Genomic DNA, 18,361 nt, shown 5'->3' with positions numbered 1-18,361 from the left:
CACGCTCCTCTTTACTTCTTTCGTTTCTTTCCTGCGCTAGGCCGGGGTTAAAAAAAGCCGCTAGGACCCTAGCGCCATGTTATGTTGTTATTTTACCATAGAACACGCAAAATGCAAGTGAACATTTTAAACTACTTGCACACTAATACTTTTAAAATTTTTGTAAGTGTTCTCTTGAGTGGAACGGAGGCCGCACAAGTAAGAACTTCAGTCCTTCCGCCAGGTGCTACGGCTGAACAAGACCAGCACGGGCAGGATCTCCAGCCGTCCCACGATCATGCACAGGGACATGACCAGCTTGGACAGGGGGGAGAAGATGGAGAAGTTCCCCGCCGGGCCGATGAGCTCCAGCCCGGGTCCCACGTTGCTCACACAGGTGAGGGCGGCGGAAAAAGAGACGGAGAAAGAGAAGTTGTCCAGGGAGATGACCAGGGCCCCGGCCAGAATGACCAGAAAATAGCTCCCTACAAAGGTGAGGGCCGAGTGGATGGTCTCCTCCTCCACCACCTTGCCGTCCAGAGTGACCACCTCCACCGAGCGGGGGTGGACAATGCGGTGGATCTCCCGCCGGAGAGAGCGGCCCAGGATCAGAATACGGGAGCACTTCATGCCGCCGCCGGTGGACCCGGCGCAGGCCCCGCAGAACATGATCAGGATCAGGATGAGATGGGACAGCTGGGGCCACAGGGTAAAGTCCGCCGTGGCAAAGCCGGTGGTGGAGATGATGGAGGCCACCTGGAACACGGCATAGCGCAGAGCTTGGGCAAAGGAGGAGTACAGCCCCCGGATGTTCCAGGCAATGAGCAGGGTGGACCCGGCCACCACCGTCAGGAAAAAGCGCAGCTCGTCGCTGGCCAGAATATCCCGGAACTTGCGGGTGAGCAGCAGAAAATACACGGCGAAGTTCACCGAGAAGAGCAGAATGAACACGGTAATAATAAGGTCGATGGCCACGCTGCCATAGGCCCCCACGCTGGCGTTCCGGTTGGAGAAGCCGCCGGTGCCGGCGGAGGACAGGGCGTGGATGACCGCATCGTACCAGGGCATGCCGGCGATCTTCAGCAGCACCGTCTCCACCACGGTAAGGCCGAAGTAGATGCTGTAGAGGATCTTAGAGGTGGTGGACTGCTTGGGCACCAGCTTGGAAAAGACGGGGCCGGGGGTCTCCGCCTGGGTGAGATAGTGGGGGCGGATGCCCATGGAGGGCAGCACGGCGGTGGCAAGGACCAGCACGCCCATGCCCCCCAGCCAGTGGGTGAAGGAGCGCCAGAACAGCACGCCCCTGGGCATGGCCTCGATATTTGTGAGGATGGAGGCCCCGGTGGTGGTGAAGCCGGAGGCCGATTCAAACACGCAGTCCACAAAGGAGGGGAAGCTGCCGCTGAGCCAGAAGGGCAGGGCCCCGAACAGGCAGGTGGCAAACCAGATCAGGCCCACGGCCACAAAGCCCTCCCGGGTGAAAAAGTGGGGGCTGGTCTTTAACCGGCACAGCCCCTGGCCCACACAAAGCAGGAGCAGGGCGGTGACGAGAAAGGGCAGGGGGCTCTCCCCATAGACCAGGGCCACCATTGCCGGCAGAAGCAGAAAGACGGACTCGATGCGCAGGATATGGCCCAGGACCTTGAAAACCAGCTTTACGTTCATTGCGCGCCCCCCACGGGGCCCTCGTCCCGATAGATGTCGTTTAGATCCCGGATGCCGCTGTCCTTAGAGATGACGATGACCCGGTCCCCGGCCTGCATGGCGGTGGAGCCCTCGGGAATGATGATCTCCTGCTCCCGCACCAGCACGGCGATGAGGATGTTGGGCTTGAGCCGCAGATCCTTCAGGGCCACGCCCAGGTTCCGGGTGTTGGGGCTGACGGTAAACTCCATGGCCTCCGCCCCGCCGTCGGCGATGCGGTAGAGGGCGTTCATCACGCTGCCCTGGGAGTTGGTCAGCCCCCGCACCAGCCGCAGCATGTGGGAGGCGGTGATGAACTTGGGGGACAAAACGCTCTCCAGCCCCACGGAGTGGACGATGCCCGCATAGTTGAGCCGGTTGCACTTGGCGATGATCTTGGAAAGGCCCATCTGCCTGGCATAGAGGGAGATGATGATGTTGTCCTCGTCCTGGTCGGTAAGGGCCACAAAGGCATCGCAGGCGGACAGATTCTCCGATTCCAGCAGCTCCTGGTCGGTGCCGTCGCCGCAGAGGACGGTGGCCTTAGGGTGCTGGAGCTGGAGAGCCCGACACCGGTCCTCCCGACGCTCCACCACCTTCACCTGAATGCCCGTGTTCTCCAGCAGGGACATGAGATAGCTGGAGATCTTGCCGCCCCCCACCAGGAACACCCGGCGGATCTTGGGAGCATAGCGGCCCAGCAGGCGGAAGAACTTGTCCAGACTGTCCGGCTGGCCCACCAGATAGAGCTTGTCCCCCACCTGGGGCACAAAGGAGCCGTTGGGGATGAGCACCCGGCCCTCCCGCTCTACGGCGCAGAACAGCAGGGACAGCCGCTTGACCCCGCTGGACAGGGTGTGCAGGGGGGAGCCCACCAGAAAGTCCCCCTCCTGAAGGCGAAAGCCCATCAGCTCCACCCGGCCGCGGCAGAAGGACTCGATATTGGCGGCGGAGGGAAAGCGGAGCAGGCGGGAGATCTCCAGGGCGGTGGCCCGCTCGGGGTTGATCACCATGTCGATCTTCAGGTCCTTGCGCAGCTCGGCCAGGGTGCTGTTATACTCCGGGTTGCGGATGCGGGCGATGGTATATTTTGCCCCCAGATTTTTGGCTACCAGGGAGCAGACCATGTTCACCTCGTCGGAATTGGTGGTGGCCACCACCAGGTCGGCACTGTCCGCCCCGGCCTCCCGCAGCACATTGGCGGACACGCCGTTGCCCTGTACCGCCATAATGTCCAGCATGTCGGCGGCCCGGCGCAGGGCGGCCTCCTTTAAATCTACAATAGTTACGTCGTGAGATTCCCGCACCAGCTGCTCGGCCAGGGTAAAGCCCACCTTGCCGCTGCCCGCGATGATGATCTTCATAAGCGCATCCTTTCTTACGTTCAAAGAGTTTCCGGGAAAAAACCCTGCCCAAGAAGAGGTTGGGCAGGGCAATGACCGGTCCGCTGCCGCAGACCAAAGGGACATGCGGGGGATGCCGGAAACTGATAGAAGAAACTGTTCACACATTATAGTATAAATGGGGACAAAGGTCAAGCGGCAGTATGTGGACGGAGAAAAAATAAATACCAGCTGTACGAAAGGAAGAAAGTTGTACAGCTGGTATTGAAAAATCAAACAGAAAACGCGGTGATCTGGGGATAGGAGTCCATCATGGCCTGGAGCTCCACAGCCTGGATGGGGCGGCGGATATGGATGCACAGGTGATAGCTCATGTCCCCGTTGTCCAGCCGTTTGGTGGAGCAGCCGGAGATCAGGGCTCCCCGCTCTTCCAGCATGGCGAACAGCTGCTCCCGCACCTGGGGGCAGTCATGAAACTGCAGGGAGATGTCCTGGCTGGTATAGGCATCTGCCCCGATGTTCAGCCGGTGCATCAGGAACTGGATGGCCACAATGAAGATGGTGGTCAGCCAGCCGATGAGGTAGAGCCCCGCCCCAAAGGCCAGACCCACGGCGGAGGTGGCCCAGATGCCGGCGGCGGTGGTCAGCCCCTTGACGGAGGTGCCGGTGCGGAAGATGACCCCGGCACCCAGAAAGCCCACCCCCGTGACCACCTGGGCGGCGATGCGGGAGGCATCCACCCCGTCGGAGCCGTAAAGATAGACCCCGTTTTGGATGATGTCGGAAAAGCCGTATTTGGAGACGACCATCATCAAAGCGGCCCCGCAGGCCACCACGCAGTGGGTGCGTACCCCGGCCTCCTTCAGGCGGCGGGTGCGCTCATAGCCGATCATGCAGCCGCACAGGCTGGCCATCAGAATACGAAGAAAGCACTCCAGCTCGATTGTCACGGTCAAAGATGTCATATGCCCCGGCCTCCTTCCTGCTGCGCATATTTAAAACGGGCTTGAATGGGTATCTTTCTAAACTCAGAATAGCATAATGGTCGCTGCTTTACAATAGAAAGTGGGATGCAGAACGTTGGAACTGTCCCATTTCAGACCGATAAAGCCGGTTTGCCCACCGTTTTCATTACGGGTATTTTTCTGAGCATTGTAATGAACAGCCCCGTGTGATAGGATATTAGATGATCCATCGACACAGAACTCAGACCGAGCTGCGGCCCCTTGCCCTGTGGTGACGCTGCCGACGTACAAGGAGAAGTAATATGGAACGAACCATCGACGTGACCGCCCTGGGGGAGCTGCTCATCGACTTTACCGAGAGCGGCCTGAGTCCCCAGGGCAACCCTCTGCTGGAGGCCAACCCCGGCGGGGCCCCCTGCAACCTGTTGGCCATGCTGACCCGGCTGGGACATTCCACCGCCTTTTTGGGTAAGGTGGGCCGGGATGCCTTTGGGGATATGCTCCGGCAGCGGGTGGCCGGCGTGGGGGTGGATGTGTCCGGCCTGCGGGTGGATGAGGAGATCCCCACCACCCTGGCCTTTGTCCACACCCAGCCCGGAGGGGAGCGGGACTTCTCCTTCTATCGCAAGCCCGGGGCCGACCTGATGCTGCGGGAGGACGAGGTGGACTTTGATAAAATTGCCGCCTCGAAGATATTTCACTTCGGCACCCTGTCCTCCACCGGGGAGCCGGCCCGCAGCGCCACCCGGGCCGCCCTGAAATATGCCAAGGCCCATGGCTGTCTCATCTCCTTTGACCCAAACCTGCGCCCGCCCCTGTGGGACAGCCTGGACCGGGCGCGGGCGGAGATCGACTTCGGCCTGTCCCAGTGCGACGTGCTGAAGATATCCGACAACGAGCTTGCGTTTACGACCGGGGAGACGGACATCGACGCAGGGGTAAATAAGCTGCTTCGGCGCCGCCCCATCCCCCTGGTGCTGGCCACCATGGGCCCCGGGGGCAGCAAGGCCTTTTACCGGGGACAGACGGTGTTTGCACCCCCCAAGCTCACGGAAAAGACCATCGAGACCACCGGAGCGGGGGACACCTTCGGCGGCTGCGCATTGCACTTCGTATTGAAATACGGCCTGGACGGCCTGAACGAGGAGCGGCTGCGGGAGCTGCTCACCTTCGCCAACGCCGCCGCCTCTCTGGTCACCACCCGGAAGGGGGCGCTGTGCGTCATGCCCACCCCGGAGGAGGTCCGGGATCATATGGCCCGGGGCTGAAAATCAAGAGACAACAAAAACGCCGGATGCAGAGTTCAAAAACTGCATCCGGCGTTTTTTCGTGTTCAGCGGCTCTCCTCCTCGGAGATGGCATGGGGGGCCGGGGGGACGATGGGCTCGTCGTGGGCCATGGGCTGAAAATAGTCCCGGTCCTGGAGCACGGGCTTGCGGTGCTGGGCCACGTCGATGATCAGGGGATAGAGGACGATGGCGATAAGGCCACCGGAGAAGCCGTTGTTATATAGGTTCATCCCCGCCACCGGGGAGCTGGTATACAGCACCACGGAGGAGTGGAGAAACCCGGCCAGCAGGCCGTAGGGCCAGCCGAAATAGCCGGAGATGGGGGCCAGGGTGGTGCAGAACAGGCAGGCCAGCTGCACCGATGGGTCGTCGAGGGACCAGTGCATCACCAGTCCCCCCAGAAACACCCCGGCCATCACCGGGATGATATTGGCCGCATGCTTGCCGAAGGCGGAAAAGCCCATAATGGTCAGGATGCCGCCGATGGTGGGTCCGTTTAAGTCGCCGCCGCCGCCCAGGACAAAGACCATGCCGATGAGCCCGTTTACCCCCGTGTTGATGAGCACCGGAGCGGGACCGAACATACGCAGAAAGTCGCTGGGGGACCGGCCGCTGGTGAGCAGCAGACGGCGGTAGCCCGCCCAGGCGGCCCACACCGGCTTGCGGCAGCAGAACAGCCCGCAGAAGATCAGCACCAGGCACAGGACAGACAGCATCCCGGCAAACAGCCGGTTATACCCCGTGGCCCAGTTATAGTGGACGGTGGGGTCGGCCCCCATAGAGCTCATCAGGGGCACCAGGATCATGGCCACCAGGCCGCAGGCAAAACCGGCGTTATACAGGTTCATGCCGTTTTGGATGCGGTAGGTATAGCTGGACAGGGGGGGCATGATAAAGCCGATGAGTACGCCCACGATCACAGCGGAATACAGGTTGCCCCAGCCGTTGTCCAGGGCGATGTAGCTGACCAAGGGGGATAGGGCGGTGGACAGCAGACCGATGTGGATATAGCTGCCCAAGGGCTCCCGCCGGAAGCGGGCATAGAGATAGGACCCGGCCAGAATGGGCCAGATGTTCACAAAGTTTTTGCCGAACAGGGCAAAACCGGACATCAGCCCCACCTCCAGCTGGGTGGTGCCGTTAAAGGTCTCGTTGGAGAAATAGAGCAGACACAGGGTAATAGCCGTAACCAGAGCGGCATTGCACAGGGCGGCCCCCGGTCCGGCCACGGCGATATAGTCGGTGATCAGGGCGTCCTCGGTGTACACGATGGTGCGCAGACCCCGCAGGATGTTTCCCGGGCTGTCCAGCAGAAAGGCGGCCAGCAGCTGGAGGGCGGCAAACAGCCAGAAATAGCGGAGCATCCTGCGGTAGCGGTCGTGCTGGTGCAGGGGCATGTGGGTGGTCATGGTATCTCGTCCTCCTGAAACTCAGGCCCCAGGGACCGGGGCGGGCGGCGGGCGGAAAGCGGCAGGATCAGGTCAGCTGGCGGAAATAGTCCCGGGTCTGCTGGGCGTTATGGCGGATCTCATCGGCCAGGGCCTGCATAGAGGCGAACTTCTGCTCCGGCCGGAGATATTTGTAAAACTCCATGCGGATCTCGTGGCCATACAGGTCGCCGTCAAAATCCAGGATAAAGCCCTCCACGGTGACATGGCCGTCGTTGTCCTCCACCGTGGGGCGCACCCCCACGTTGGTCACAGCGCAGCGGCACTGCCCATCGAACCACACCCGGGTGGCGTATACCCCATAGGCGGGGACGATGACCCCCTGGGGGATAAGCAGGTTCACCGTGGGAAAGCCCAGGGTGGTGGTGCCGATCTTCTTCCCGTGGGCCACCCGGTTGGTCAGGGTGTGGGGGTGACCCAAAAACTGGTTGGCCCGCTCCATCTCCCCCTGGGCGATGAGGGTGCGGATGTAGGTGGAGGAGATGGTGATGCCGTCCTGCTCCACCTTCTGGATGATGTCGCAGCCCATGCCCAGCTCCCGGCACTTCTCCTGCAGGCGCTGGGGGTTGCCCTTGCCCATGTAGCCAAAGTGGAAGTCGTGTCCGGCCACCACATGGACACAGCCCAGCTCCTTTTGCAGATATTCCGACACAAAGTCCTGCCAGTCCATCTTCTGCATCCCATCAAAGGGGGCCACGATGACCTCTTCGATGCCGTAATATCGGCGCATCAGCCACACCCGGTCCTCCACCGAGCTGAGCAGGGGGATGGTCTGGCCGGTGATGGCGGCGGTGGGGCTGCGGTCAAAAGTGAAGGCGCAGGGCATGGACCCCAGCCGGTCGGCCGCCTGGGCCACCGTGCGGAGCAGGGCCCCGTGACCCTTGTGTACTCCGTCAAAAAAACCCAGAGCAATAACACGTTTCGGTGTACTCAAAGTAATTTCTCTCCTTTATATTGCGAGAAGTAGCGATGCTCAGACCTCGTAAAAGCTTTTTACCGTGGTCAGGATGCCGTTCTCCCCCTGACTCAGCGCCAGAAAAGTTCCGTCCTGACTGTAGACCCGATAGCGCCCGTCGGCCAAGGTCGGCATGGGCAGGGCTGCGCCGTTGCGGATGCGCTTCTCCTGCTCCGGGTCTGCCACCAGGTCGGGATAGCCGGAAAAATAGGTATCCACCGGCAGCAGAAGGGCGGCAGGGTCCTGGGCTTGGAGGACGGTGTCCAGGGTGACGCTGTGGGCCAGGGTGAACCCGGCGGCCATGGTCCGGCGCAGACTGCTCATGCAGCCGCCGCAGCCCAGGGCGGCGCCGATGTCGTGGCACAGGGTGCGCACATAGGTCCCCTTGGAGCAGCGCACCCGCAGCAGAAATTCGTCCGGCTCCAGCCGGTCCTCCAGCTCCAGAGCGTGGATGGTCACCGGGCGGGGGGCACGCTCCACCTCCCGGCCCTTCCGGGCCAGGTCATAGAGCTTCTGTCCGTTGATCTTGATGGCGGAGTACATAGGGGGCACCTGCCGGATGTCCCCCCGGAACCGGGGCAGGACGGACAGCAGATCCTCCACTGAGCCGGTGAAGGGGGTCTGCTCCACCACCTGGCCGGTGATATCCTGGGTGTTGGTGACAACACCTAGTTTTAAGCCGAACTGATATTCCTTTTCGGATTCGCTGGCAAAGGTGACGGCCCGGGTGGCTCGACCCAGAAAGACGGGCAGAACTCCGGTGGCCATGGGGTCCAATGTCCCCGCATGGCCCACCCGCTTCTCGTGAAACCGGCCCCGCAGCTTGGCGCACACGTCCATGCTGGTCCAGTCAGAGGGCTTGTCAATGACGATGATCCCGCTTGGCATGGGAAAGGTCCTCTCCTTTTCTGTCTGGTTCTCTCAGGTAAGGGCGGAGCCCTTTACCTGGTGGATGGCATCCAGCACGGCGGCCCGGGTCTCCTCCACCGGCAGGTCCAGGGTGGCCCCGGAGGCGGCGGCGTGTCCCCCGCCCCCCATCAGGGCGCATACGGTGCTGGCATTTAAGTCGTCGGGGTCGGTACGCAGGGAGATCTTGCACCTGCCGGGGGCAAGCTCCCGGATGGTCACACTGGTGCTGACCCCCTCCAGCTGGCCCACCAGTGCGGCGATGTCCTCCGCATCCCGCTCGTCGGCTCCCACGGCGGCCATCATGTCCAGAGTGAGGGCGGCCACGGCGATGGTCCCCTGGTCATAGAGCTGCATCCCGGCGATGATGGCGCTCTCCAGCCGCAGACGGCGGATGCTCTTGGTGCGGAAGTGCCGCTTGTTCAGCTGGGCGAGGGGGATGCCGCAGTCGATGAGGTGGGCGGCCACCCGGTGGGTGGCGGCGGTGGTGTTGCCATAGACAAAGCAGCCGCAGTCGGTGGACACGGCCACATACAGGGGCGTGGCGATGTCGGCAGTGATGGGGCCTAGCAGGCGGAGAATGTCGTACATCAGCTCGCCGCAGGCGGCCCGCTCTGCGTCCAGACAGGTACGGGCGGCGAAAAACTCCTGGGAGGGGTGGTGGTCGATGGCCAGGTCCACCCGGGTGAGATATTCCCGGGCGTTGTCGGGAAACAGCCCCCGGGCGGCGATGTCCACCGACACCACCGTGTCCGGCACAAAGTCATCCCCGGCCAGCAGCCCCTGAAAATAGGGGGTGAAGAGGGAGGAGGCCTGGTGGTTGGGCAGAATATAGGCCGTTTTGCCCAGCTGGCGCAGGGCCCGGCACAGCCCGGCGGCACAGCCAACCGTGTCCCCGTCGGGGCGCAGGTGGGTCAGAATGAGATAGCCGTCGTGGTCACGGAGAAAGTCGGCGGCGGCCTGAATGGAGATGGAAGCGCTCATGGTATTCACTCCTCGTCCAGATGGATGTGCTCGTTGGCGGGATTGGCGGGCTTGACCACGTTGGGGTTGCGGAGCATATCTAGGATGTGAGCGCCCTGGTCGATGGAGTCGTCCCGGACGAAGGTGAGCTCCGGGGTATAGCGCAGCTGCAGAGCGTGGCCCAGCTCCCGGCGGAGATAGCCGGAGGCGGATTTCAGGCCCTTGAGCACCTGGGCGCAGTCGCTCTTATCCAGCACGCTGATATAAATTTTGGCGTACCGCAGGTCGGGGGTGGTGTCCACGGCGGTGACGGAGATGAGCCCGGATACCCGGGGGTCCTTCACGTTGGGGATAAGGGAGGCCAGCTCCCGCTGGATCTCCTCGTTGATGCGTCCGATCCGATTGCTTGCCATAACAGAATTCCTCCTTTAGCTTCTGGGAGATATGCGAATGGGGGCGGGCGAAAACGCCCGCCCCCACAAAATGGTTGGTTTAGAAAATTGCTCAGACCTGGATCTGCTCCATCAGGAAGGCCTCGATGATGTCGCCCTCCTTGATGTCCTGGAACTTCTCGAAGGTGATGCCGCACTCGTAACCGGCGGCCACCTCCTTGACGGAGTCCTTGAAGCGCTGGAGGGAGGCGATGGCACCGTCGTAAATGACGATGTTGTCCCGCAGCAGGCGCATCTGGGCACCCCGCTGCATCTTGCCGTCCAGCACATAGCAGCCGGCCACCATGCCCACGCCGGTGATCTTGAACACGCTGCGCACCTCGGCCCGGCCCAGGTCCACCTCTTTGAACTTGGGGGTGAGCATGCCCTTCATGGCCGTCTCCACCTCGTTGATGGCATCGTAAATGACCCGGTACATGCGCATATCCACGTTCATGCGGGCGGCGGACTCCTTGGCGTTGGCATCGGGGCGGACATTGAAGCCCACGATGATGGCACCGGAGGTGGAGGCCAGCATCACGTCGCTCTCGCTGATGGCACCCACGGCACAGTGGATGACCCGCACCCGGACCTCCTCGTTGGACAGCTTTTCCAGGCTGGCCTTCACGGCCTCGGCAGAGCCCTGGACATCGGCCTTGACGATGATGTTCAGGTTCTTCATCTCACCGGCCTGGATCTGGCTGAACAGATCCTCCAGAGAGACCTTGCCCACGGGGTTGGCGGCGGCGGCCTTCTGCTCGTGCTTGCGCTGCTCCACCAGTTCCCGGGCCATGCGCTCGTCGGCCACGGCGTGGAACTCGTCGCCCGCGCCGGGCACCTCGCCCATGCCGATGATCTCCACGGGGACGGAGGGGCCGGCCTCGGCCAGCTTCTTGCCCCGGGCATCGGTCATGGCCCGGACACGGCCCACAGCGGTGCCGGCGATGATCACGTCGCCCTGATGCAGGGTGCCGTTCTGGACCAGCAGGGTGGCCACGGGGCCGCGGCCCTTATCCAGCCGGGCCTCGATGACAGCGCCGTGGGCGGCACGGTTGGGGTTGGCCTTCAGCTCCCGCATCTCGGCGGTGAGGACCACCATGTCCAGCAGGTTGTCGATGCCCTGGCCGGTCTTGGCGGAGATGGGGCAGATGATGGTGTCGCCGCCCCACTCCTCGGGCACCAGCTCATACTCGGTGAGCTGCTGCATAATGCGGTCGGGGTTGGCGGTGGGTTTATCCATCTTGTTGATGGCCACGATGATGGGGATCTCGGCGGCCTTGGCGTGGTTGATGGACTCCACGGTCTGGGGCATGATGCCGTCGTCGGCGGCCACCACCAGAATGGCCACGTCAGTGATCATGGCGCCACGGGCGCGCATGGCGGTGAAGGCCTCGTGGCCGGGGGTGTCCAGGAAGGTGACGGGGCTGCCCTTTACGTTCACCTGATAGGCGCCGATGTGCTGGGTGATGCCGCCGGCCTCGCCGGAGACCACGTTGGCGTGGCGGATATAGTCCAGCAGAGAGGTCTTGCCGTGGTCCACGTGGCCCATGACCACCACCACGGGGGCGCGGGGGACCAGGTCCTCCTCTTTGTCCTCGGTGGTGTCGATCAGCTTCTCCTCGATGGTGACGACCACCTCTTTTTCCACCTTGCAGCCCATCTCCTCGGCGATGATGGCGGCGGTGTCATAGTCGATCACGTCGCTGAGGGAGGCCATCACGCCGTTTTTGATCAGGCACTTGACCACTTCCGCGCCGGTCTTCTTCATGCGGCTGGCCAGCTCGCCCACGCTGATCTCGTCGGGGATCATGACCTTCACGGGGGCCTTCTTGGCGATCTCCAGCTGGAGGCGGCGCAGACGGTCCTGCTCCTCCTGGCGGCGCTTGTTGCCGAAGCTGCCGGCCTGCTTGCCGCCCCGCTGACGCTGGGCGTTGCGGCCCTGGAACTTCTGCTTGCCGCCCCGGTCCTGGGTCTTCTCACTGGTGAAGGACTCCAGCCGCTCGTCATACTTATCCAGATTCACGCTGCCGCCGCCCCGGGTGTCCACCACCTTTTTGGCGGGGATGCGGGAGGTGGGCTGGGTGACGGTCTGCTGGGGCTGCTTGGCGGCGGGAGCCTGCTGCTGGCCCTTGTTGTGGGCCTGGGCGTGATTGCTCTGAGCGCTCTGGCTGTGCTGCTGGGCAGGAGCGGCCTTGGCCTGCTGGGGCTTAGCGGCGGCAGGGGCGGCCTGCTTGGCGGCGGGCTTGGCATCGTGATAGACATCGGCGTACACCGACTCGATGGAGTCGATCTGGTTGTGCTGGGTGAGATACTCGAACACGATGGACAGCTCCTGATCGGTCAGGGGCTGCATGTGGTTCTTGGGGGGATGACCATACTGGGTCAGGATGTCCATGACCTCTTTGGAGGGGAGCTCTTTGCTGCCTTTCTTAAAGTCCTTGGCCACCTTGTGGATGGGATATTTTATCATCATAGGGGGAAGCCACCTCGTTTCTTAGGAATCGTGCCGGAATTTGCCGGTCAGACGTCGGCCGCCTGGGCCGGGCTTGCTGGAACGGCTGGGCCGGGCGGACCCGGTCTTGGCGTGGGAAGCCGTATCCCCGGGGCGGTGCGGCTTCGTAGGACGGGCAGGCCGGGACTTTTTCCGGTCCGGGCCGCCCTGAGACTTGGAATCTTTCGCGGTTTGCTCCTGCTTGGGCTGGGGGGGCGGAGCCCAGGGCTTGTGCTTGCCCTGGCGCAGATTCTTTTCGTGCTGACGCTTTTCCCGCTGGCGCTGGAGCATCCGGTCGGCTTTGGTCCGCAGCTGCTGGGCGGCGGGGCCATAGCGCTCCGGGTTTTGGGCGGAGAGCTTTTCTACAATGGATGCGGCAAAGCCCGCGTCGCTCAGGGCCAGCATGGCGCAGGAGGTGCGGCCCAGGCAGAAGCCCAGCTCCGCCTTGGTGGCGGGCAGCTCCAGCCACAGCACATTGCCGATCTCGCCGAAGTGGGCGCAGCGGCGGCGGGTGTTGGGGGCGGCATCGCTGGCCAGCAGGATGAGCCGGGCGTGGCGGGCGCGGCACAGGGCCCCTACGGGCTCCTCGCCGATCTCCAGCCGCCCGGCCTTTTTGGCCAGACCCAGCAGGTGAAGAATGGGGTCGTTAGCCATCGGCGGGCACCTCCTTCATCTGCTCTTCTAAAGCCGTCCACACCTCGGGGGGGAGGGCGGCGGAGAAGGCGCGCTCCAGGGCCTTGGATTTGCGGGCCCGGGCCAGACAGGCCGGGTCGGGGCACACATAGGCCCCCCGTCCGGGCAGCTTGCCCTTAAAGTCCAGGCTCACGGCCCCCTCGGGGGAGCGCACCACCCGGATGAGCTCTTTTTTCGGTTTCATCTCCCGGCAGCCGACACACTGGCGCATGGGAATCTTTTTGGGCAAACGTCACAACCCCTTTTCATATGGTGGGGGCGGCCGGTGGCCGCCCGGGCCTTGTTTGAAATGTCATTGCCAGGAGGGGCGAAGCCCCTTGCGGGTGCTGCGCTCCTCGGAATGACAAGTTATTCTTCGGTCTTGGCAGTCTCGCTCTCGGCGGTCTCTTCGGCGGGGGCGGACTCAGCGAACAGGTCCTCGGCCTCGGCGGGGTCCTCAGCGGGGGCGGAGGCGGGCTTGATGTCGATCTTATAGCCGGTGAGCTTGGCGGCCAGACGGGCGTTCTGGCCCTCCTTGCCGATGGCCAGGGACAGCTGGTCGTCGGGGACCACCACCCGGCAGCTCTTGCCGTCGGGCAGCTCCTCCACGCTGACAACGTCGGCGGGGGACAGGGCGGCGGCGATGTACTGGGCAGGGTCCTCGGAGAAGCGAATGATGTCCATCTTCTCGCCCTTGAGCTCCTCCACAATGGTGTTCACCCGCTGGCCCTTGGGGCCCACGCAGGCGCCGATGGGGTCCACGTTGGGGTCGGCAGACCACACGGCCAGCTTGGTGCGGGAGCCGGCCTCACGGGCCACGGACTTGATCTCCACGGTGCCGTCGTAGATCTCGGGCACCTCCATCTCGAACAGGCGCTTGACCAGGCCGGGGTGGGTGCGGGAGATGAGGACCTGGGGGCCCTTGGTGGCGTGGCGGACCTCCACCACATACACCTTCAGGCGCTGACCCTCTACATAGTGCTCGCCCTTCACCTGCTCGTTGGTGCCCAGATAGGCATCGGTGAACTCGGAGCCGGAGTGGATGCGCAGGGTGACGGAGCCGTTGCGGGGGTCGATGCGGGTGACGATGCCGGTGAGCAGCTCGTGCTCCTTGTTGCAGAACTCGTCATAGATCATGCCCTGCTCGGCCTCGCGGATGCCCTGGACGATGACCTGGCGGGCGGTCTGGGCGGCCACGCGGCCAAAGTTCTTGGGCTTGATCTCCATGCGGACCACGTCGCCCAGTTGGGCCTGGGGCAGGACCAGGCGGGCCTCCTCCAGGCTGATCTCGGTGGCGGGATTGTCTACCTCCTCCACGATGTCCTTCTTCAGAAACAGGCGGACGGTGCAGGTGTCGGGATCGGCGTCGATGACCAGGTTGTCGCCCACGCCCTCGTGGTCCCGGCGATAGGCGGACAGCAGAGCCTGGGTGATCTTCTCCATCATATAACCGGGCTTGATGCCCTTCTCCTGCTCGATCTGGGCGATGGCGGCAAAAAACTCCTTGCCGTCCAGTTCATTGCTGTTTGCGGGTTTTGTCGTTCTCTTAGCCACAGTGTGTTCCTCCTAAAGTATCAGAAGCGGGGGTACAGCCGTACCAGCGCGATCTCTTTTTTTTCAAAGATGGCGGGCTCGCCGCCCACGTCCAGGGTCACGTCTCCGTCCTGCCAGGACCGGAGCACGCCCACAAAGTCCTTTCGGCCGTCCCGGGGGCGATAGAGCTTGACCTCTACCTCCTGCCCCTGGAACCGGGCGAAGTGCTCGGGCTTTTTCAGCACCCGGTCCGCCCCGGCGGAGGACACCTCGAAGGTATAGCTGCCCTCGATGGGGTCGGCCTCGTCCAGCAGGTCGGACAGGGGACGGGACACGGCCTCGCAGTCGTCGATAGACACGCCGCCCTCCTTGTCGATATACACCCGCAGGAACCACTCCCCGGCCTCCTTCACATACTCCACGTCCCAAAGGGAGCAGCCCGCCTGCTCCACCACAGGGGCGGCCAGCTGGGCCACAACGTCGGTCACTTTTGCCATGGAATACTCCTCCCACCGGGCCGAAAAACAGGTGCTTCGGCCCATTTAGTCAATCAAAAAGAGCGGAGCCTTGACCCCACTCTTACCAATACTACCTTAATTACAATAAGACTATACCATACCGGGCGTGCAAATGCAAGGGGAGGGAAAGAGTTTTTTTGCCGAAGAGGCGGGAATTTTTCGCCGGAAAGCGCAAAGTCAGCGCAAAAAATTCCAGCATCATTCCCAACAAAAACGCACACAATAAGCCCCGGATGGAACTTCCGCAGCAACAAGCGGGGGGAATGCACAGTGAGCAGACGGGAATACGCGGCGGCGGCAGCCGCCCTGGTCCTGTCGCTGGGCCTGACGGCCTGCGGCGGCACCGCCAACAGCGGCGACCCCACGGCCAGCCGCACCGGCACGGGCAACAGCGGCCCGGACCAGCGCAGCGCCCGCAGCGCCTATGACTATCTGGAGGACGGGCACTACTCCGCCGGGCGCACCGGAAAGATCCGGGACCGGGCGGGCAGGGCGCAGCGGGACTTCACCCAGGACGTGCGGGATATGCTGGACGACACGGAAAAGGCCGCCAAAGATATGGGGCGGGACGTGAAAAACGCCGGGGAGAAGGCCGCAGGCGATGTAAAAAACGCCGCCAAAGAGGCCAAAAACGGCGTGGAGAACACCGTGAAGGATGCCACCGGATACCGCTGAGAACAGACAAAAAGCCAGGGAGGACCGACTTTCGTCGGCCCTCCCTGGGCGTTTATTCAGTTCCCCACCACAATGCGCACCTGCTGACCCACGGGGTCAATGTAGATGGTCATGTTCTGGTGAGACACCCGGCAGGCGTTCAGGCGCTCGGCGCCGGTGTTCTGCTGGAACCAGTCGTCCTGAGTATAGCGGCTGCCGCCCACCTTTTTGCAGCACTCCACATTTTCCGATACGGCGTAGGTCTTGCCGCTGATTGTGACGTAGTAGCTGCCGTCCTTCTCGAAGAAGTCCTTGGGGGTGACGTTTCTGATCTCGGTGAGTTCCTTCACGTCCCGGATCATGGTCCCGCCGCTAAGGTTCTGGCCGACGGACACGCCTACAAAGTCCCCGTTCTTTCCGGAGTAGTCCGTCTCGGTGCTGAACTGGGTGGACTGGCGGCTGACCAGGGTCCAGGTCTTGTGGTCGGTCTTCTTGGTGGTGTATTTCCAGTTTCCGTTCTCGTCCACCACGGGATTGCCGTTCTTGTCCACCACCAGCACCTCCTCCTCGGTGATGTTGGTCTTGGACACCATGATGCCGTAGATATAAGCATCGCCGGTGACATCCTTGAGTACGATGTAGTCCACCATATTGGAGGAGTTCAGATGGTAGGTGGCGATGGAGGAGGCGGGCACGTCCGCCCCGTTCAGACTGCCCAGAGTGATGCGGCTCATGGAACCGCTGTTGGTCTGCTCGTAAATTTTCACGCCGGGGGTGACGGTATAGCCGTCCAGCTTCATGGCGCTGACCAGGAAAGCGCTGCCGGCCCGGCGGGTGGGCAGCTTGCTGGCTCCGATCTGGCCCTTGGTGCCCGAGGTGATGGACACCAGCTGTCCGGCCAGCTTGTCGCCGCTGGATACGGTGCCCTTCAGGCTCAACGTGCCGCCGCTGGGCAGGAATACCTCGGCGGAGCTGGCCGTCACGGTGCCGATGGCGGTGGAGCCCACGTCACCGCTGGGCTTGGCCATTCCGGCCACCTTGCCGTCAGCGGTGAGCAGCAGGACCACCTGACTGCCGGTGCTGAAATCTCCCGTGTTGTCCCATGCGGAATCCAGCACTTCAAACTCATGTCCCAAAGCGGTGAGCTTTTCCGGGGCCTTGAAGTTGGGGCTGGCGTTTTCCAGCACGCAGGTCAGGCGCAGGTCAGAGACGATGAGGGTGTTGGACAGGTCGTCGTAGGTCACCACATCATAGGGCTTGATGCCGGACAGGCCGATGGTCTGGCGGTTTTTCTGGATCGAGAAGTTTTCCACACCGCCGGTCAGTTTGTGGAATGTGGCCGCACTGGCCGGGCCCATGACCACCACCGCATCCCCGTCGGAGGAGACGGCCCCGCCGCTGACATAGACGGAGACGACCTTGCCCCGCTGGGAGAACAGGGTGACCTGACTGCCGGCGTAGAGGGAGGTGTGGGCGCTGGAATAGCTCTCCCCGTCGCTCTTGCTGGCGGTGTAGACGGGGGTGCTGCCGGAGATGGTGTACTGCTTGCCGTCGGTGCCCTTCAGATAGGCGGCCTGGGCATCGGCGGACAGGGTGACGGTGGTGGCGGTGCTGTCGTCGGGGATGAAGCTGACGATCTCCTGCTTGTCGTTGGTGACCAGGGTGCCCCGGCGGCCCTGAAGGCCGGTGGGGGTCACGTTGTCCGCCTTGGGCAGATAGGTCCCGCCAGAGGTGCGGATGGCCCCACGGGCCACGCTGCCGTCCTCCGACTCCACGTTCACCGCCAGCATCACCACGTCGCTCTTGGCGCTGCCCAGGCTCTTATAGTAGTCGCTGCCCTCGCCGGTCTTGCAGGACAGGGCGTTGACGAACAGCTGGGCGGCCTGGGCGCGGGTGATGGGGCTGTAGGCCCCGGCGCTCACCCCGTCGGTCAGGCCGATGGAGGCGGCCAGGTTCAGATAGCTCTCCGGCCACACCGCCCCCACCTGCTTGGTTTGATAGCCCAGCACCCGGATGAGGATGGTGGCCGCCTGGGCCAGACTGATCTTGGCATCCGGGTCAAAGCGGCCGTTGCCAACGCCGGAGATGAGGGCCGCAGCGGGGGCGCTGGTGTCCCCGCTGCCGTCGGAGGAGCCGGAGCTGCCGCCGCCCCCCACCGTCAGGCTGGAGGCCAGGTTCACATAGCCCAGGGCCCAGTGCCGGCTGGTCACGTCGGAGAAGATGGTCCGGGTGGCGTTCATAGCCACCTGGTCCCCCTTCTGCAAAAATTTCACCACCATGGTGCAAAACTCCGCCCGGGTCAGGTTGGCGTTGGGGTTGAAGCGGTTGCCGCCCACTCCGTCCACCACGCCCATCAGCCGCAGCACGTCGGCGTTGACGGCGGTGTTCCGGTCAGACACGTCGGAAAAGGACGAGCCGCCCGCCGCCCCGGCGGGAATGGACAGGGAAAGGGCCAGCGCCGCCGCCAGGGCCAAAGAAAGCACACGCTTTTCTTTCATAAATAATGTCACTCCTTTTGCTCTTTGCTGAGC

The 18,361-nt window shown here is 63.1% G+C and carries 16 protein-coding genes; 2 read left to right on the top strand and 14 right to left on the bottom strand.

The features are described 5' to 3' along the window. Positions 1–207: 207 nt before the first annotated feature. The 3 genes from H8S55_RS00845 to H8S55_RS00835 all read right to left on the bottom strand — a co-directional run bounded on the left by H8S55_RS00845 (position 208) and on the right by H8S55_RS00835 (position 3,970). Positions 208–1,644 carry a TrkH family potassium uptake protein gene (locus H8S55_RS00845; RefSeq protein ID WP_186877413.1) on the bottom strand — a complete coding sequence of 479 codons (1,437 nt, stop codon included), beginning with the start codon at positions 1,642–1,644 and terminating at the stop codon, positions 208–210. Beyond that, on the bottom strand, positions 1,641–3,026 hold the full coding sequence (gene trkA, locus H8S55_RS00840) for a Trk system potassium transporter TrkA (RefSeq protein WP_186877412.1): 1,386 nt from the start codon (positions 3,024–3,026) through the stop codon (positions 1,641–1,643). Before trkA ends, H8S55_RS00845 begins: the two co-directional genes overlap by 4 nt. Positions 3,027–3,277: 251 nt before the next feature. Beyond that, positions 3,278–3,970: an MgtC/SapB family protein gene (locus H8S55_RS00835; RefSeq protein ID WP_186877411.1), complete on the bottom strand. Its 693-nt coding sequence runs from the start codon at positions 3,968–3,970 to the stop codon at positions 3,278–3,280. Positions 3,971–4,272: 302 nt separating this feature from the next. On the opposite strand from H8S55_RS00835, the gene H8S55_RS00830 reads away from it, so the two are divergent. Then, the gene (locus tag H8S55_RS00830) at positions 4,273–5,238 is read left to right on the top strand and encodes a carbohydrate kinase family protein (protein WP_186877410.1); all 966 of its coding nucleotides are present in this window, start codon (positions 4,273–4,275) and stop codon (positions 5,236–5,238) included. Positions 5,239–5,303: 65 nt separating this feature from the next. Here H8S55_RS00830 and H8S55_RS00825 read toward each other — a convergent pair whose 3' ends face one another. The 10 genes from H8S55_RS00825 to rimP form a co-directional block, all read right to left on the bottom strand. Then, entirely contained in the window at positions 5,304–6,668 is a 1,365-nt protein-coding gene (locus tag H8S55_RS00825) for a DUF1576 domain-containing protein (protein ID WP_243200413.1), read from the bottom strand. Positions 6,669–6,735: 67 nt separating this feature from the next. Next, entirely contained in the window at positions 6,736–7,641 is a 906-nt protein-coding gene (gene ribF, locus H8S55_RS00820; RefSeq protein ID WP_186877409.1) for a riboflavin biosynthesis protein RibF, read from the bottom strand. Positions 7,642–7,680: 39 nt separating this feature from the next. Continuing rightward, positions 7,681–8,550 (bottom strand): tRNA pseudouridine(55) synthase TruB, encoded by an 870-nt coding sequence (gene truB / locus H8S55_RS00815; protein WP_186877408.1) that lies wholly within the window; start codon positions 8,548–8,550, stop codon positions 7,681–7,683. 33 nt (positions 8,551–8,583) lie between these two features. After that, positions 8,584–9,552 (bottom strand): DHH family phosphoesterase, encoded by a 969-nt coding sequence (locus tag H8S55_RS00810; protein WP_207721656.1) that lies wholly within the window; start codon positions 9,550–9,552, stop codon positions 8,584–8,586. A gap of 5 nt (positions 9,553–9,557) precedes the next feature. Continuing rightward, a complete protein-coding gene (gene rbfA / locus H8S55_RS00805; RefSeq protein ID WP_186877407.1) occupies positions 9,558–9,944 on the bottom strand; it encodes a 30S ribosome-binding factor RbfA in 387 nt (128 codons plus the stop codon). A 91-nt stretch (positions 9,945–10,035) separates the two neighbouring features. Further along, the gene (gene infB / locus H8S55_RS00800; protein WP_186877406.1) at positions 10,036–12,435 is read right to left on the bottom strand and encodes a translation initiation factor IF-2; all 2,400 of its coding nucleotides are present in this window, start codon (positions 12,433–12,435) and stop codon (positions 10,036–10,038) included. A gap of 21 nt (positions 12,436–12,456) precedes the next feature. Further along, the gene (locus tag H8S55_RS00795; protein ID WP_147561466.1) at positions 12,457–13,107 is read right to left on the bottom strand and encodes a L7Ae/L30e/S12e/Gadd45 family ribosomal protein; all 651 of its coding nucleotides are present in this window, start codon (positions 13,105–13,107) and stop codon (positions 12,457–12,459) included. Then, positions 13,100–13,375: an RNase P modulator RnpM gene (rnpM, locus tag H8S55_RS00790; protein ID WP_279287385.1), complete on the bottom strand. Its 276-nt coding sequence runs from the start codon at positions 13,373–13,375 to the stop codon at positions 13,100–13,102. Before rnpM ends, H8S55_RS00795 begins: the two co-directional genes overlap by 8 nt. 119 nt (positions 13,376–13,494) lie before the next feature. After that, entirely contained in the window at positions 13,495–14,679 is a 1,185-nt protein-coding gene (nusA, locus tag H8S55_RS00785) for a transcription termination factor NusA (RefSeq protein ID WP_186877405.1), read from the bottom strand. Between the two features lie 20 nt (positions 14,680–14,699). Beyond that, positions 14,700–15,155, bottom strand: a complete 456-nt coding sequence (gene rimP, locus H8S55_RS00780; RefSeq protein WP_186877404.1) for a ribosome maturation factor RimP — start codon at positions 15,153–15,155, stop codon at positions 14,700–14,702. Positions 15,156–15,446: 291 nt separating this feature from the next. On the opposite strand from rimP, the gene H8S55_RS00775 reads away from it, so the two are divergent. Beyond that, entirely contained in the window at positions 15,447–15,851 is a 405-nt protein-coding gene (locus H8S55_RS00775; RefSeq protein WP_186877403.1) for a hypothetical protein, read from the top strand. Between the two features lie 56 nt (positions 15,852–15,907). Here the strand turns inward: H8S55_RS00775 and H8S55_RS00770 are convergent, their stop codons facing one another. Next, positions 15,908–18,328, bottom strand: a complete 2,421-nt coding sequence (locus H8S55_RS00770; protein WP_186877402.1) for an S-layer homology domain-containing protein — start codon at positions 18,326–18,328, stop codon at positions 15,908–15,910. Between the last annotated feature and the right edge of the window lie 33 nt (positions 18,329–18,361).

The organism is Flintibacter faecis (assembly GCF_014287875.1).
Taxonomy (GTDB): Bacteria; Bacillota; Clostridia; order Oscillospirales; family Oscillospiraceae; genus Lawsonibacter; species Lawsonibacter faecis_A.
This window is presented reverse-complemented; position numbering and strand designations above follow the sequence as displayed.

What these genes read in the sequence shown, in the direction of transcription:
- truB (WP_186877408.1), bottom strand. Translation starts at nt 8,550, where the DNA reads ATGCCAAGCGGGATCATCGTCATTGACAAGCCCTCTGACTGGACCAGC.
- rimP (WP_186877404.1), bottom strand. Translation starts at nt 15,155, where the DNA reads ATGGCAAAAGTGACCGACGTTGTGGCCCAGCTGGCCGCCCCTGTGGTG.
- H8S55_RS00830 (WP_186877410.1), top strand. Translation starts at nt 4,273, where the DNA reads ATGGAACGAACCATCGACGTGACCGCCCTGGGGGAGCTGCTCATCGAC.
- H8S55_RS00795 (WP_147561466.1), bottom strand. Translation starts at nt 13,107, where the DNA reads ATGGCTAACGACCCCATTCTTCACCTGCTGGGTCTGGCCAAAAAGGCC.
- H8S55_RS00845 (WP_186877413.1), bottom strand. Translation starts at nt 1,644, where the DNA reads ATGAACGTAAAGCTGGTTTTCAAGGTCCTGGGCCATATCCTGCGCATC.
- trkA (WP_186877412.1), bottom strand. Translation starts at nt 3,026, where the DNA reads ATGAAGATCATCATCGCGGGCAGCGGCAAGGTGGGCTTTACCCTGGCC.
- H8S55_RS00825 (WP_243200413.1), bottom strand. Translation starts at nt 6,668, where the DNA reads ATGACCACCCACATGCCCCTGCACCAGCACGACCGCTACCGCAGGATG.
- H8S55_RS00770 (WP_186877402.1), bottom strand. Translation starts at nt 18,328, where the DNA reads ATGAAAGAAAAGCGTGTGCTTTCTTTGGCCCTGGCGGCGGCGCTGGCC.
- H8S55_RS00835 (WP_186877411.1), bottom strand. Translation starts at nt 3,970, where the DNA reads ATGACATCTTTGACCGTGACAATCGAGCTGGAGTGCTTTCTTCGTATT.
- rbfA (WP_186877407.1), bottom strand. Translation starts at nt 9,944, where the DNA reads ATGGCAAGCAATCGGATCGGACGCATCAACGAGGAGATCCAGCGGGAG.
- H8S55_RS00810 (WP_207721656.1), bottom strand. Translation starts at nt 9,552, where the DNA reads ATGAGCGCTTCCATCTCCATTCAGGCCGCCGCCGACTTTCTCCGTGAC.
- infB (WP_186877406.1), bottom strand. Translation starts at nt 12,435, where the DNA reads ATGATGATAAAATATCCCATCCACAAGGTGGCCAAGGACTTTAAGAAA.